Origin of the sequence: Chryseobacterium taiwanense (assembly GCF_000813825.1) — a bacterium.
Lineage (GTDB): Bacteria > Bacteroidota > Bacteroidia > Flavobacteriales > Weeksellaceae > Chryseobacterium > Chryseobacterium taiwanense.
The window spans coordinates 359,350-372,842 of sequence record NZ_JWTA01000005.1 but is presented as its reverse complement, the minus strand read 5'-3'; the positions used below and the strand labels follow the sequence as shown (position 1 = coordinate 372,842).

The 13,493-nt window shown below is 33.3% G+C and carries 16 protein-coding genes; 6 read left to right on the top strand and 10 right to left on the bottom strand.

What is annotated here, in order from left to right:
- The first annotated feature begins 114 nt into the window (after window positions 1–114).
- The 4 genes from RM51_RS08310 (at window position 115) to RM51_RS08295 (ending at window position 2,972) form a co-directional block, all read left to right on the top strand.
- Entirely contained in the window at window positions 115–1,020 is a 906-nt protein-coding gene (locus tag RM51_RS08310) for a DMT family transporter (RefSeq protein WP_039367409.1), read from the top strand.
- Window positions 1,021–1,103: 83 nt separating this feature from the next.
- Window positions 1,104–1,703 carry a hypothetical protein gene (locus tag RM51_RS08305; RefSeq protein ID WP_039367405.1) on the top strand — a complete coding sequence of 200 codons (600 nt, stop codon included), beginning with the start codon at window positions 1,104–1,106 and terminating at the stop codon, window positions 1,701–1,703.
- A gap of 38 nt (window positions 1,704–1,741) precedes the next feature.
- The gene (locus tag RM51_RS08300; protein WP_131667060.1) at window positions 1,742–2,605 is read left to right on the top strand and encodes a hypothetical protein; all 864 of its coding nucleotides are present in this window, start codon (window positions 1,742–1,744) and stop codon (window positions 2,603–2,605) included.
- A 7-nt stretch (window positions 2,606–2,612) separates the two neighbouring features.
- Window positions 2,613–2,972 (top strand): hypothetical protein, encoded by a 360-nt coding sequence (locus RM51_RS08295; protein ID WP_039367400.1) that lies wholly within the window; start codon window positions 2,613–2,615, stop codon window positions 2,970–2,972.
- 45 nt (window positions 2,973–3,017) lie between these two features.
- Here the strand turns inward: RM51_RS08295 and RM51_RS08290 are convergent, their stop codons facing one another.
- Both RM51_RS08290 and RM51_RS08285 read right to left on the bottom strand, forming a co-directional pair.
- Window positions 3,018–4,130 carry a 5-(carboxyamino)imidazole ribonucleotide synthase gene (locus RM51_RS08290; protein ID WP_039367396.1) on the bottom strand — a complete coding sequence of 371 codons (1,113 nt, stop codon included), beginning with the start codon at window positions 4,128–4,130 and terminating at the stop codon, window positions 3,018–3,020.
- A gap of 129 nt (window positions 4,131–4,259) precedes the next feature.
- A complete protein-coding gene (locus RM51_RS08285) occupies window positions 4,260–4,823 on the bottom strand; it encodes a DUF1543 domain-containing protein (protein WP_228375791.1) in 564 nt (187 codons plus the stop codon).
- 72 nt (window positions 4,824–4,895) lie between these two features.
- On the opposite strand from RM51_RS08285, the gene RM51_RS08280 reads away from it, so the two are divergent.
- Both RM51_RS08280 and RM51_RS08275 read left to right on the top strand, forming a co-directional pair.
- Complete coding sequence (locus RM51_RS08280) at window positions 4,896–5,726, top strand: sulfite exporter TauE/SafE family protein (protein ID WP_039367392.1); 831 nt, start codon at window positions 4,896–4,898, stop codon at window positions 5,724–5,726.
- Complete coding sequence (locus RM51_RS08275) at window positions 5,726–6,109, top strand: DUF1634 domain-containing protein (protein ID WP_039367389.1); 384 nt, start codon at window positions 5,726–5,728, stop codon at window positions 6,107–6,109. The genes RM51_RS08280 and RM51_RS08275 overlap by 1 nt, the downstream gene beginning before the upstream one ends.
- Before the next feature lie 3 nt (window positions 6,110–6,112).
- On the opposite strand, the gene gloA2 is transcribed toward RM51_RS08275, so the two are convergent.
- From gloA2 to RM51_RS08235, 8 genes are all read right to left on the bottom strand, one after another.
- Window positions 6,113–6,490, bottom strand: a complete 378-nt coding sequence (gene gloA2 / locus RM51_RS08270) for an SMU1112c/YaeR family gloxylase I-like metalloprotein (RefSeq protein WP_039367386.1) — start codon at window positions 6,488–6,490, stop codon at window positions 6,113–6,115.
- Between the two features lie 6 nt (window positions 6,491–6,496).
- Window positions 6,497–6,940 (bottom strand): nuclear transport factor 2 family protein, encoded by a 444-nt coding sequence (locus RM51_RS08265; protein ID WP_039367383.1) that lies wholly within the window; start codon window positions 6,938–6,940, stop codon window positions 6,497–6,499.
- A gap of 109 nt (window positions 6,941–7,049) precedes the next feature.
- Window positions 7,050–7,370, bottom strand: coding sequence for a GIY-YIG nuclease family protein (locus RM51_RS08260; RefSeq protein WP_039367380.1), 321 nt, complete (start codon window positions 7,368–7,370; stop codon window positions 7,050–7,052).
- A 181-nt stretch (window positions 7,371–7,551) separates the two neighbouring features.
- On the bottom strand, window positions 7,552–8,610 hold the full coding sequence (locus tag RM51_RS08255; RefSeq protein WP_039367378.1) for a diphosphomevalonate/mevalonate 3,5-bisphosphate decarboxylase family protein: 1,059 nt from the start codon (window positions 8,608–8,610) through the stop codon (window positions 7,552–7,554).
- Window positions 8,611–8,669: 59 nt separating this feature from the next.
- Window positions 8,670–10,439, bottom strand: coding sequence for an AMP-dependent synthetase/ligase (locus RM51_RS08250; RefSeq protein ID WP_039367377.1), 1,770 nt, complete (start codon window positions 10,437–10,439; stop codon window positions 8,670–8,672).
- Window positions 10,440–11,453 carry an NAD-dependent epimerase/dehydratase family protein gene (locus RM51_RS08245; protein ID WP_039367375.1) on the bottom strand — a complete coding sequence of 338 codons (1,014 nt, stop codon included), beginning with the start codon at window positions 11,451–11,453 and terminating at the stop codon, window positions 10,440–10,442.
- 470 nt (window positions 11,454–11,923) lie between these two features.
- Window positions 11,924–12,703 (bottom strand): alpha/beta fold hydrolase, encoded by a 780-nt coding sequence (locus RM51_RS08240; protein ID WP_039367374.1) that lies wholly within the window; start codon window positions 12,701–12,703, stop codon window positions 11,924–11,926.
- Between the two features lie 59 nt (window positions 12,704–12,762).
- The gene (locus tag RM51_RS08235) at window positions 12,763–13,485 is read right to left on the bottom strand and encodes a pyridoxine 5'-phosphate synthase (RefSeq protein ID WP_039367371.1); all 723 of its coding nucleotides are present in this window, start codon (window positions 13,483–13,485) and stop codon (window positions 12,763–12,765) included.
- Window positions 13,486–13,493: the final 8 nt, after the last annotated feature.

Sequence of the window (13,493 nt, the reverse complement as noted above, 5' to 3'; positions counted from 1 at the left end):
CTTTAAATGCAAAAAAGCAAAATACGAGTTCTGTTCCCTAAAAAAGAATAACAACTGTAACCTTTTGATTGCTTTGAAAATAAATATATTTGTCAGTTACATTTATATCATCCATTGAAAGATTACAAACTTCTTTTTGCCGTTCTTACTGTTGCCATTGTTTGGGGAACAACATTTTTAGCGATTCGTGTTGCTGTGGAAACCATTCCGGCCTGGTTTGTTGCAGGTATCCGTCAGTTTCTGGCTGCTATTATCATGTTTTTGTTATTAATTTATAAAAAACAATTCCGATGGATTGGCTGGAAGAGTTTAAAACTCCAGATTATTTTCTCAATTCTCATGTTGGTTATCGCCAACGGAATGACTACTGTAGCAGAAGAAACCGTTTCGAGCAGTTTGGCTTCATTAATCAATGCCGCCTCTCCTATTTTGGTATTTTTAGGCAGTGTGGCCATTGGTTTGCAAAAATTCAGCTACAGAGCCTTACTAGGAGTTCTATTATGTTTCAGTGGAATCCTTTTTATTTTTTGGGATGGTTTAAAAGATTTAGCAAATCCTGATTATAAAATGGGAATCATTTTTCTGTTCTGTGCTATTTCAGGATGGGCTTCAGGAACTATTTTCACTAAAAAACTGAATATACAGACCGGAAATATTTCTTTAAATTTATTTTATCAATTCTTATTCGCAGGAATTGTCCAAATTATTTTTGCATTTATCTTTTCAGACCATTACAATTTTGAAAACTGGACCCTAAAAAGTATTTCAGCGATGATTTATCTTGCCGTTTTCGGTTCTGTAATTGCCTTTTTTGCTTTTCATTATGCACTCACAAAAATTTCGCCCGTTCAGGTTTCCATTATGGCGTACGTGAATACAATCATCGCAATATTTTTAGGCTGGTTGATTTTAGATGAGAATATTTCCGCTAAATTTATCATTGCAACGATTTTGATTATCTTAGGCGTGTTTATTATTAATTATAAACCGGAGATGTTTAAAAAACAAAGAATCAATTAACAAAAATAATATCATTCTTTTAAAATATTTCTTACTGATTTTAGTTTATTATTGATAACTAATAACAATCTTTAATCATAATCATGAAATTAAATATTTTATTCTTCTTCATATTAATTCCTTTTTTATATTTTTCACAAAGAAATAATTTAATAACCTCTCAAGCTTCTTACCCCGTCACCAATCCAAAATCATTTAATAAAAAGAAATTCAAAGGAAATAATACCATTTTATTTGAAATTCATTCTGATCAAAAAATTTCAGAGTTTATCAAAGTTAATTATTACTTAGATAAAAATGCAGACTATTTTATTGCCTATATTATAAACAATAATAATTTCCCTTTTGACTTTGCTTTGCAAGATGGAAGTTTATTTATTATCCAAGAAGCTCAAAACCATGACAAGGAATGGGTTCCTATAGAACATTGGTCATACAGCAGCTGTGGAAACAGTTATGATCGTTCACTCATTTTGCCTCCAAAAACTTATGCTACATTTCCCGTTAAAATATCAAAAGGGAACTATAAAACTAAAATAAGGCTAAAAATGAAAGATTTGAGATCTAAACACATTTATTACTCTCAAGCCTTTGAAGGGATAATTGATGATTCAAAATTCAAACCTCAAAACTGGAAAAAATCTGATTATACATCTGTAAGCTATTTTGATGAGATTGAATAGAACCCGCTATATTTGTAGCTAAATTAATTATGCAAACCATGAAAAAAATTATTTTAATCTTTACTCTCTCCTTCTCATTACATTTATTCTCACAAATAGATAAAAACGGCAACCCTGTTTTTAATTCAGTTTCAGTTTCTGAAGAAAAAATAAATGATTATCAATTAAATTCTAATTACTATACATTATCAAATAATATTAATAATAAAAATTCTTCTGTTTTTATAGACGAGAAACCTACATTAGATCAGATTGAAGCAGCAGCAACGAAGCTTCCTTCAGATTTTTTCATGATTATTAAGGATAATTCTCCTGTAAATATGGTAATGATAGCAGATAAACCAGAGCAAAGAGTCTTCTTTATAATTAATCCTGCAACTGGAAATAATGAAATTTTACCTTGTGATATTAAAGGTGATATTACGGAAAACAGAGCTAAAGAAATTATTGAACAAAAATTTGATAAAAATGCTAAAATAACAGGGAGTAAATTATTCTTTAACAATAAAGAATTTGAAATCATAGCTAACAATGAGATTAAATCTAAGGTAAAAAATCTTATTAAAGATAAAAAGTTGAATGAGGGGAAATCTTCAGAAATAAAAATCCTGGATAAAAGCCTTCTCAAAAAAATGATTATTGAAGAATCTAAAGATGGAGGAAAGCTAGATTTTTTCACAGAAATCAAAGGTCATGAAATGGATGCAGTTCAGGTAAAAAAAGGAGTATTCACAACAAATTTGGGTATTGCTCTATACAAATGGGGACGTGAAAATTATGAATTGGGAGTAAATACTGTAGACGACGCATTAAAAATTTGGGAAGAAATAAAAAGTAGAAAACCCAACCAAAGAGAATCTGAATACATAAAAATGGGATTCAACAAAGAACTTGAAAAATAGTTTTCAAATGAAAAAAATCTTAATAACTCTTGCCTCACTCCTACTTCTAGTCATCATTTCAATTACAATCTACTGGAATTTGCCCATTGAAATCACCAGAAAATCTGACAGTGAGACCGGAAATACAATTATTAAAAACATCGAAGCTTATCAGAAAGCAAACGGAAAACTTCCCGGAAATAATGATTGGAAAACACTAAAGAAACTAGGTTTTAATTTAGAGAGTTCGGTATCTTATCTTAGTTATACAACAGATAATCACGGTAATTTTGAACTGGCTTATCTGGAAGGTTTTGAGGGTCCTTATTTATTATGGAATTCAAAAGAACGAAAATGGACCATTGATCAGCCCAAAATCTACAAATAAAAAAGACTGCTCTTCAGCAGTCTTTTTTCAATATCATAAGCTAGATTATTCAGCAATCACTCTTACCATTCCTTTCACCATCACCAGTTTTTCCATCAGTTCTTCTCTGGAATCTGCCAATACGTTGATATGTCCCATTTTTCTTCCCGGTTTGGTTTCTGTTTTTCCGTAAAGGTGGATGTACGTTTCAGGAAGTCTTAATACATTTTCCATTCCTTCATAAACCACTTTACCTGAAAATCCTTCTGCTCCAACCAAGTTCAGCATTCCACTGTAGATAATTGCATCTGTATCTGCCAAAGGTAAATTTTTCACGACTCTATACATTTGCTCAAACTGAGAATTCGTATTCCCTTCCTGACTTTGGTGTCCTGAATTGTGTAATCTTGGTGCAGTTTCATTTACCCAAACTTTTCCTTCTTTATCTAAGAATAATTCAATCGCAAAAAGTCCCGGAGAATTTACGACACTCAAGAATTTTTCTGTAATAGAATTAATTTGTTCTTCAATTTCTTCTTCTAAAAAAACCGGACAAACATTGAAATCTAATAAGTTTAGTTTAGGATCAGCAACCATCTCCGTTACAGGGAAAGTTCTTGTTTCTCCGTTTTCGTTTCTTGCCACGATTACAGAAAGTTCTTTCTCGATATCAACCAGTTTTTCAATCACTGAATCCTGTACCCAAAGATTTTTCATGTCTTCTGCATTACGAATCACCTGTACTCCTTTTCCGTCGTAACCACCTGTATTCATTTTTTGTACGAAAGGTAACGGCATTTTGATCTCATCAGAACTTCCGTCCATGATTTCAAACTCAGGACTTGGAATGTCATGGGCTTTATAAAACTCCTTCTGAAGAATTTTCTGTTGAATGGTTTTAATAATTTTAGCATTCGGAACCACTTTTATTCCCTGGTTTTCCAACTCAGCCAAAGCATCAGCATTTACGTGCTCGATCTCAATGGTTACCACATCTTTATCTTTACCAAAATTTAATACTGTCTCGTAGTCATTGAAATTCCCTTGGGTAAAGTAAGAAATATTATGGCAAGGCGCATCTGAAGCAGGATCCAGTGTATAAAATTCATCATCGTATTTTAAAGCTTCCTGAATCAGCATTCTTCCAAGCTGTCCTCCTCCTAAAATTCCTATTTTCATTTTTTCTTTTATTTTTTCTATTAGATTTTCTTTGATTTAAACCTTCTTAAACGCAATGCTCGCAAAAGTTTTTATTTAAATACTAAGTGTTTTTAGGTTCGCAAAGGCGTTTCACTTAGCAAAAGTCTTTTATTTAATTTTATCAATGTTCAAATATCCTAAACCCATAGGGTTTTCCTGATTTTCCTCATCAGATTTTCTTAACACAATAGAATATTGTTCTTTCATTTTCTCAGGAAGAATATCTGTTACATTAAAAATATCATCGATGTCAACTCCATGCTTATCATCAATATGACTTACGGCTCCTTCAAATCCCATTGTTTTATAAAATTCGGTAGCTTTTGCTTTTTTGACAATATCTCCCATGGAATTTCCCACCATCAAATGCTGCTCATGAAACTCCTCAAAAAATCCTTTTTTGTACCCACCAAGATTAATAAAGTACAGTTGCTCCTCAGAATTTTTTTCACCTTTTTCAACGATTTTCACTTCATATCCATCAGCAAATTTTACTTCCTGATAACAATCTAAGTGAATTTTCCCCTCCGCTTCTTTCCAGAATTCTTTCATATCCGGAACCAGATCTTTTATACTTTCCGCAATTCCGAAAAACACGTCATGCTGCTCAATATTCCTGCCTTTAGGAGTTGCACCGAGAATAATATAGAATAGTTTCAGATCATTTTCCATCTTGCAAAAATACGTTAAATTTATCTTTTTTAAACGTTTGGCAGACTAGCGCAATAGTTTTATATTTGTAGCATGTCAGAAATCATTATTCTCTTCCTAGGAGCAATTTCGGCAGGCCTTTTAGGTTCACTGACCGGTTTAGGAGGAGGAGTTATCATTATTCCTTTATTAACGCTGGGTTTCGGCGTTCCTATGCATTATGCAATCGGTGCTTCTTTAATCTCTGTAATCGGAACTTCTTCAGGAGCTGCAGTAGCTTTTGTGAAAGAAGGTTTTACCAATATGAGAATCGGAATGTTTTTAGAAATTGCAACCACAGCCGGAGCAATTATAGGAGCCTTAGTTTCCGGAATGCTGAATCCGAATACCATCGGAATTATTTTTTCCAGCATTCTTCTTCTGACGGTTATTTTAAATTTAAAAGGTAAACCGGATCACCAAGAACCTGTGATAAAAGGCAGTCTTGAAGATAAATTAGAGTTGTACGGAACTTTTCCTGATAAAGGTGTTATAAAAAGCTATTCTGCAAGAAATACAGTACCAGGATTTTTTATGATGATGTTTGCGGGAGCAATGTCCGGTCTTTTGGGAATTGGCTCCGGAGCATTAAAGGTTTTAGCCATGGATAACATGATGAAATTACCTTTCAAAGTTTCTACCACTACCAGTAACTTTATGATTGGGGTAACTGCTGTTGCAAGTGCGCTGATCTATTTCCAAAGAGGAGAAATCATTCCGGTAATTGTAGCTCCTGTATTAGTCGGAGTAGTTGTGGGAAGTATTATCGGATCAAAAACGCTGATGGTTTCAAAAACAAAAAAACTGAAAACATTTTTTGCCATTGTGATCACGATTTTGTCGGTGTATATGATGTATAAAGGTATTACTAAAAGCTTCAGCTAATGAAAAAGACTTTCACAGATGTAGACCTGAACCGCTCCGTTGGAAATCTCCTTAGATTGGGCGTTATTTTATCCGTTGCAACATCATTAATCGGTTTTGTCAAATTATTCTTAGAAGGCTTCAAAATGCCTGAAAAATACTCCAGTCTTGCGGTAGGATCTTCTTCCGAAAAAGTTTGGGGGCAATTTTGGAATTCTCTTTGCAAAGGAGAAGGTACTGCAATTATTCAGTTGGGAATCCTTCTTTTAATTTTCACTCCTTTAATGAGAATTATTTTTGCTTTAATCGGTTATCTGAAAGAAAAAGACTACGTGTATGTAGTCATTTCTTCGATTGTATTGGCGATTATGGCAGTTAGTTTCTTTACAGGCTACGCTCACTAATTTTTACATTTCATAAAACTCCAGAGGTAACTGATCGGGATCTTGGGTGAAGAAAAATTCTTTGCCTGTAAATTCGTCTATTCTTACCTCTTCACAATTGAGCCCTTTCTGAATAAGTTCATGACGTTTTTCATGTACATTTTCAACTGAAAAAGCGAGATGTCTTAAACCACAGGCTTCCGGACGTGAAGGTCTTTTCGGAGGATTTGGGAAGGAAAAGAGTTCAATTACATAATGATCTCCGATAGCCAGATCCAGCTTGTAAGATTGCCTTTCTTCACGATATACTTCACGAACAATATTCAGTCCTAAAATTTCTGTATAAAATTTTTTGGAAACTTCGTAGTCAGAGCCTATAATGGCAATATGATGGATTTTCATTTTATTTTATTTGATTTCTTTACAGTTATCCTTTCTTCTTGTATCAATTATATATTGGATTTTCCATTCTTCATTTTGTTTGACCAACTGAAAGCTATTGGCTCCGCAATGGGAAAGCTTACCTTTAAAATAAAATGAATAAGGCGTAAAAACACTTGCGAGATTTCCGTCTACATGAATGGCTTCAATAGTAATTCTTTCATCCAGGTCACCCTTCTCCATTTTAGAAATGGAAGTTATAAATTCCTTTATATCTTCGGTTTTCACTCCATCTTTTGTAATCGTCTGAAGAATTGCCGTATCGGAAAAAGCTGAATTCAATAATTCCGGATCAGCATTTTTCATACCTAAAAATAAGTTTCGGATCGGCTTTTCGATTTCCTGATTCTGATTTTGCTGTCCGAAGCAAAAACTTCCGAAGAATATGGCAATAGCGAATATTTTATTCATTTTATTTCTGCTTGAATCCGATGAATAAAAATAGGGAAAATTTTCTTTTATTACTATTATTTAAGAACGCTTGATTCTGTCATTCCGTAGGAATCTAAGCTGTTAGTTTTCACATTATATCTTTAAATAAATAATTCCAAAAATCTAAATTAGGATTTACAGATCTTATCAATTCTAACTTTTTATTTCTTGAAAAATTTTTAATCTCTTTTTCTCTTTCAATTGCTTGTTGCACCCAGCCAAATTTTTCATAATAAATTAAAAACTCCACATTATATCTTGCAGTAAAACTATTTGAATTTCGCTTTATTGAATGGTGATATAAACGTTGATGCAAGTTTCCGGTCACACCTGTATACAAAACAGTTTTTCTTTTGTTTGTGAGGATATAAACATAGAATTTATAAATTCCCTCTGAAAATTCTATCATTTGTGTTGCGTTTTAAAATTATAAAATGGCTTAGATTCCTACGGAATGACAAATAACCTTATAAAATTTACTATCTAAATATAACGCAAAATTGTCATTCCGTAGGAATCTAAGTTAATAGTAAATAAAAAAAACGGACTAAAAAGCCCGCTCTATTTTATATTTGAATTGATTAAAATCTTTAAAACCTCATCACATCTTTCACCACTCCATTTTTCTGAGTAAATAGTAAAAGTTCCTGATTGATAAAATCTTCAATTTTGTTTTGTTCCAGATCATTTGGGAAAAGCAAATGTACATTCGCACCAGCATCAAGCGTAAAAAACAATGGTAAACCGGTAATTCTTCTGAAATCCCAGATTTTATTTATCACTTCCAATGTTCCTGTCTTCATAAGAATAAAGGCAGGCTCACTCATCATCATCATCGCGTGAAGTGTTAGTGCTTCGTGTTCTACCAATTTGATAAAACTCTCCATATCTCCATTGGCCAGAATTTCTTTCATAGGTCCGAAATTCTCTCTCGCTTCCTGAAATCTTCTTTCTGCATAAGGATTGGTATTCATTAAGCCATGTCCCACCGTAGAAGAAACACTTTTCTGCCCTTCATGGATCAGTAAAACCCAATCATTAAAGTTTTTGAAAATATCGTGAATTTCATCATTTGGATATTGCACCGCAAATAAATCTGAGCTTCCTCTTACCTGAGATTCTCCCCAAACAACTAATCCGTTGTACAAACTTCTACACGCACTTCCGCTTCCTAATCTTGCCAAAAATGATGCTTTTCTTAGAGATTCTTCTTCAGAGTCTTTTCCTGAAAAAATTTCATCTAGGTTCATCAGACATTTAGCAATCGCTCCAAATCCTGAAGCTGAACTTGCAATTCCAGAACTGTGAGGAAAGGTATTTTCTGTTCTAATGATATATTTCCCCTTCAAAATCCAAGGAAGATACTGTTCTATATTTCTAAAGTATTTTTCTATTTTTTCAGCAAACTTAACCTCTTCATTTCCTGCTAAAAAAGTTTGAACAGAAAATGGTTCATTCGCTAAAAACTCAACAGTCGTATTCGTTTTACAATGATTTAATGTATAACTGATACTTGGGTTCGCTGGAATCTGATTGTCATATTTACCCCAATATTTAATCAGGGCAATATTTGACGGACAGCTTTCCGAAACCGTCTGATTATTTATTGTAAAATCTTTTTTTCCTAAAAATTCTTGTGTCGTTACCATAATTGAGTTTAAATAATAAACTTTGTTTTTTTAATACTGCCTAACTTTTATGGTTAGTTTTAGTACATTTTTTCAATCACATCCGCATATTTTTTCAGCACTACATTTCTTTTTATTTTCAATGTAGGAGTGATCTCTCCGGAGTTGATTTCAAATTCTGCAGGCATTAAAGTGAATTTTTTCACCTTTTCAAAGTCCGATAAATGAGACTGCAATTCTTTTATTTTTTCTTTATAAAAATGAACTACTTTTTCATTTTTCACGACCTCTGTCCAATTCGTAAACGGGATATTATTTTTCTTAATAAAATCCTGTAAAAATTCAAAATTGGGGACAATTAATGCCGATACGAACTGTCTGGCTTCAGCAATTAAAACAATCTGCTGAATGAAATTATTATTCGTCAGTAAGTTTTCAATCTGTTGCGGAGCAATGTATTTTCCGTTGGAAGTCTTCATAAGATCTTTCAAGCGGTCTGTGATGGTAAGGTTTCCTTTTTCATCGATTTTCCCTGCATCACCCGTTTTAAACCATCCGTCTTCCGTAAAAACCTTTTGAGTTTCTTCAGGTTTGTTATAATACCCTTTCATGATTCCGTTTCCTCTAGCCTGGATCTCATCATCCTGACCAATACGAATTTCTACTCCCGGTAAAGCTTTTCCACTTGTTCCGTGTTCAAAATGAGTTAAAGGAAATAACGTTAGTGTTGCCGTAGTTTCTGTCAATCCATACCCTACCGTAACGTGAATTCCTACAGATTCGAAGAATTTGGTAACTTCCGGTGATAAGGATGCACCACCACAAGGTAAAAACCAAAGCCTACCTCCCATTCTCTCTTTAATTTTACTGAAAACAAGCATTTCAGCAACCGTTTCTTTTATTTTTAATCCGAAAGGGATTTCCTGTTCGTTTCTTTTTAATTCTGCCGTTTGCCACCCTATTTCTCTTGCCCAGTTAAAGATCTTTTTCTTTAATGATGAACCTTCTTCTGCTTTTTCCAGTACTCCTGCATAAATTTTCTGGAAAAATCTCGGTACTGCACACATCATGGTTGGTTTTACCTCTTCCAGTGCTTTCGCAATATTTTTCGGATCTTCAAGGAAATAGACACGAGCTCCTCCGTATAAACACAATAAACTCCAGCTTCTTTCGAAAACGTGACTTAATGGTAAAAACGCCAGTGAAAGTTCCTCCTCAAAGTTTTTAAATTTAAAAAACTCAAAATGGGCATCGAAAGCTTTAATAAAGTTTCCATGGGTTAACATTACTCCTTTCGGAGTTCCTGTTGTTCCAGAAGTATAAATCAGCGTAGCAACATCTTCGTCTTCTTTTTTACAGATTTCAAGCTTTAAAGACGATTTAGCAATAAAATCTTCAAGATAAAAACTGCTGAATTCTTTTTTGATCCAAACCGCTTTTTTTGCAACAATAATGGTCTGAAGCTGGTTATCTTCTTTCTGTAAAAGTTCTAAACACGCATCATACTGAGCCTGATTGCCTACTAAAATAACTTTTGAATCGGAATCTTTGATGATATATTCTGCTTGTTCAGCGTTATTCGTAGAGTAAATAGGAACGGTAATCGCCCCTATTGACATCGCAGCAAGATCAAAAATCATCCATTCGGAAGAATTATCAGAATAGATCGCGACTTTATCATTTTCCTGAACTCCTGCTCCTTTCAGTGCATTCGCCGTTTTATAGATAATCTCACTAAATTTTTTCCAGCTTAATTCTTTCCATGCGGCTTCTTTCTTCTTGAAACCAATAGCAGCTTTTATAGCGTGTTTCTCTACATTTTTATGGATAATTGCTTCTGCAAGATTCATTTATTTCTTCTGCTTTTTGTCGTTAATATAATTCTTCAAATGAAAATCAACACTTTCCTTTAACGGAATAAATTGATAGTCAAGTTTTTTTGTGATTTTCTGGTTTGAAATCACGTTCAATGTCGATATAGACTCAATATTTGATTTGGTAATAATTTTCAGTGACGGAATGAACCATCCGAAAAGGATATTGGCTAATCTACCAATGTTTAATTGAAATTTTGAAAGGATTTTAGCATCTTTCAATCCTAAAGTTGATCTGATCTGACGTCCCAAATCAGCATATTTTTTATTTTCAGAAATCAGAATAAACCGTTCTCCGAAAACATTTTTTTCCATCAATTCAATGGCAATTTTAGCCACGTCTCTTACATCTACATAACTCGTTCCCCCCGAAAATGTAAAACTATTTTTTTCAAATGTCGGAAAAATATCTCCGCTGCTGTTACCCCAGTTTCCACTTCCGACGATCATTCCCGGATTGATGATGATAGTATTCAATCCTTCTGCAGAAGCTCTCCATACTTCCATTTCAGAAAGATGTTTAGAAATCGCATAAGCAGAATGTTCTTCTTTGGGATTAAAATCAGATGTTTCGTCCAGCTCTCCTTTTTCATTAAAATTATCAAGCACCGCAATTGAACTTACATGAAGAAATTTTTTCACACCGGCACTGTCACAAGCATATAACAGGTTTTCTGTACCTTTTACATTCGTATGATACATTTCTTTTTCATCTTTGGGATGAAAGCTCACTTTTGCAGCGCAATGATATACTTCCTCCACATCTTTCAAAGCATTTTGAAGTGAATGAATATCATCAAAATCTACTTCTACCCATTCAATTTTATTAAAGAAATCATCAGAGTTTTCCGTATAATAGGTATACGAATGTTGTACTTCATTTAAATTGCTTGTCGGTCTTTTAGAAGCACGCACATTTTTTCCCTTCTTAAGAAGCTCCAAAACGATTATTCTGCCTAAAATTCCGGTTGCACCCGTTACAAAAACCATCAGTTATTTTTACTTGATTGCTGGCTAAATTATGATAATATTTTCAATTGGTAAATCTTCGTTTTCAATAAAAGAATTGACGAAAAATTACATATTGCAAATTTGCGATTTTTAAAACATATAATAAGAATTATTAGTAATATTTATGAAAATACTCTGCCCTTCTAAAGAGCACTTTCCAACAGGCAGATTATCTATAGATATTGAGTTGTAAAGCAAAAAAAGGAAACCTATTGCTAAGTTCCCTATAAATATAATTTGTTAATATGTTCTCTTATAAATTTCTCATAATCCTCTAAAATTATAAAATGTTTTCATTAATAAAAATCGACATTTATTTTATTTTCAATTATAATAAAAGATTATTTTTAAATTTTTGATAAATCTAATTTAGTTCTTTTTTCCCATATTAAAGAATAAAATACATTTTTAAGAAAACTTTAACAAAGATTAATTTTTATACTCTGAGATTAATGAATCTGCAAGAAGTCTTTAACCACCATCATAAAGTCAACAGGATTATCTGCCTGAACCCAATGTGCCGCGTTTTTAATAGTGACAAACTGCGCTTTAGGAAACTGTTGCTTTATCGCAAAATGATCCTGCGGAAGAATGTAATTTGATTTTTCACCCGCAATAAAAAGAGCTTCACCACCAAACACCCCATATTTTATAGCATTAGAGACAAATTCATTGTACTTTTCTGAAAGTGTTTTAAGATTGAATCTCCAGTTCAATTTTTTATTTTCGTCCCAATACAGATTCTTTGTAAGAAACTGAATGGTAGATCTTTCAGGAATATACTGACTTAAAACCGCTTCTACATCACTTCTCGAACCTACCGTATTGAAATCAACAGTTTCTAAAGCTTTAATAATTCCCTGATGATGTGGAGGGTACGCTTTTGGAGAAATATCAACTACAATCAGCTTTTCTACTTTTTCAGGATATTTTATTGCAAACTGCATCACCGCTTTCCCTCCTAAAGAATGTCCTAAAACAAAAGCTTTATCCATTCCATAATGATTCATATAATTAGCAATATCATCTGCTAAATCATCATGAGACATATTTTCAGAATGAAAGCTTCTTCCATGATTTCTCAGGTCAATAAGGTGAACTGGTAAAAACTCTCCCAAGTCTTTCCCAAAACTTCCCCAATTATCAAGCATTCCAAATAACCCGTGAAATACTAAAAGCGGTGTAGACGAAAGGTTTTCGCCAAATATTTTTGAATTTAAAATTTCCATAATTTTATTTAAGAAATAGAGGTTAGAAATATTCAAACCTCAATAATATCCGGTTTCTATTAAGCCCATTTTGTCAATCTCTTCAGATACGCCTGAACCGTATTTTCCAATCCCATATACAACGCTTCAGAAACTAAAGCGTGACCAATTGAAACTTCTAACAAATTCGGGATATGGTCTGCAAAATATTTTAAATTATCTAAACTTAAATCATGACCTGCATTTAAACCCAATCCATAATCAGCAGCAACGATTGCTGTTTCATAATAAGGTTTAATAGCCAATTCTTTATTTAATGGATAATTTTTTGCGTAAGCTTCCGTGTACAATTCGATTCTGTCTGCGCCAGTTTTTGCAGCGTATTCCACCAACTCCGGATTTGGATCTAGGAAAATAGAAGTACGGATTCCTGCATTTTTAAATTCAGCAATAATTTCGGTAAGAAAACTTAAATGTTTTACGGTATCCCAACCTGCATTTGACGTAATCGCATCATCTGCATCCGGAACCAAAGTCACCTGCTCCGGTTTTACTTCTAAAACCATATCAATAAACGGACGGTGAGGATTTCCTTCGATATTGAATTCCGTAGTTACCAGAGGTTTCAGATCATAGACATCTTTTCTGGTAATATGCCTTTCGTCCGGTCTTGGGTGAATCGTGATTCCCTGTCCGCCGAATTCCTGGATTTTAACTGCTGCTTCTGTTACACTTGGCGTTTCGCCTCCTCTTGCATTTCTTAATGTCGCAATTTTATTGATATTGACACTTAATTTTGTCATTTTTACTA

What these genes read in the sequence shown, in the direction of transcription:
- gloA2 (WP_039367386.1), bottom strand. Translation starts at nt 6,490, where the DNA reads ATGAAAATCCATCATATTGCCATTATAGGCTCTGACTACGAAGTTTCC.
- RM51_RS08280 (WP_039367392.1), top strand. Translation starts at nt 4,896, where the DNA reads ATGTCAGAAATCATTATTCTCTTCCTAGGAGCAATTTCGGCAGGCCTT.
- RM51_RS08240 (WP_039367374.1), bottom strand. Translation starts at nt 12,703, where the DNA reads ATGGAAATTTTAAATTCAAAAATATTTGGCGAAAACCTTTCGTCTACA.
- RM51_RS08245 (WP_039367375.1), bottom strand. Translation starts at nt 11,453, where the DNA reads ATGGTTTTTGTAACGGGTGCAACCGGAATTTTAGGCAGAATAATCGTT.
- RM51_RS08295 (WP_039367400.1), top strand. Translation starts at nt 2,613, where the DNA reads ATGAAAAAAATCTTAATAACTCTTGCCTCACTCCTACTTCTAGTCATC.
- RM51_RS08260 (WP_039367380.1), bottom strand. Translation starts at nt 7,370, where the DNA reads ATGATAGAATTTTCAGAGGGAATTTATAAATTCTATGTTTATATCCTC.
- RM51_RS08285 (WP_228375791.1), bottom strand. Translation starts at nt 4,823, where the DNA reads ATGGAAAATGATCTGAAACTATTCTATATTATTCTCGGTGCAACTCCT.
- RM51_RS08300 (WP_131667060.1), top strand. Translation starts at nt 1,742, where the DNA reads ATGAAAAAAATTATTTTAATCTTTACTCTCTCCTTCTCATTACATTTA.
- RM51_RS08290 (WP_039367396.1), bottom strand. Translation starts at nt 4,130, where the DNA reads ATGAAAATAGGAATTTTAGGAGGAGGACAGCTTGGAAGAATGCTGATT.
- RM51_RS08255 (WP_039367378.1), bottom strand. Translation starts at nt 8,610, where the DNA reads ATGGTAACGACACAAGAATTTTTAGGAAAAAAAGATTTTACAATAAAT.
- RM51_RS08235 (WP_039367371.1), bottom strand. Translation starts at nt 13,485, where the DNA reads ATGACAAAATTAAGTGTCAATATCAATAAAATTGCGACATTAAGAAAT.
- RM51_RS08305 (WP_039367405.1), top strand. Translation starts at nt 1,104, where the DNA reads ATGAAATTAAATATTTTATTCTTCTTCATATTAATTCCTTTTTTATAT.
- RM51_RS08250 (WP_039367377.1), bottom strand. Translation starts at nt 10,439, where the DNA reads ATGAATCTTGCAGAAGCAATTATCCATAAAAATGTAGAGAAACACGCT.
- RM51_RS08275 (WP_039367389.1), top strand. Translation starts at nt 5,726, where the DNA reads ATGAAAAAGACTTTCACAGATGTAGACCTGAACCGCTCCGTTGGAAAT.
- RM51_RS08265 (WP_039367383.1), bottom strand. Translation starts at nt 6,940, where the DNA reads ATGAATAAAATATTCGCTATTGCCATATTCTTCGGAAGTTTTTGCTTC.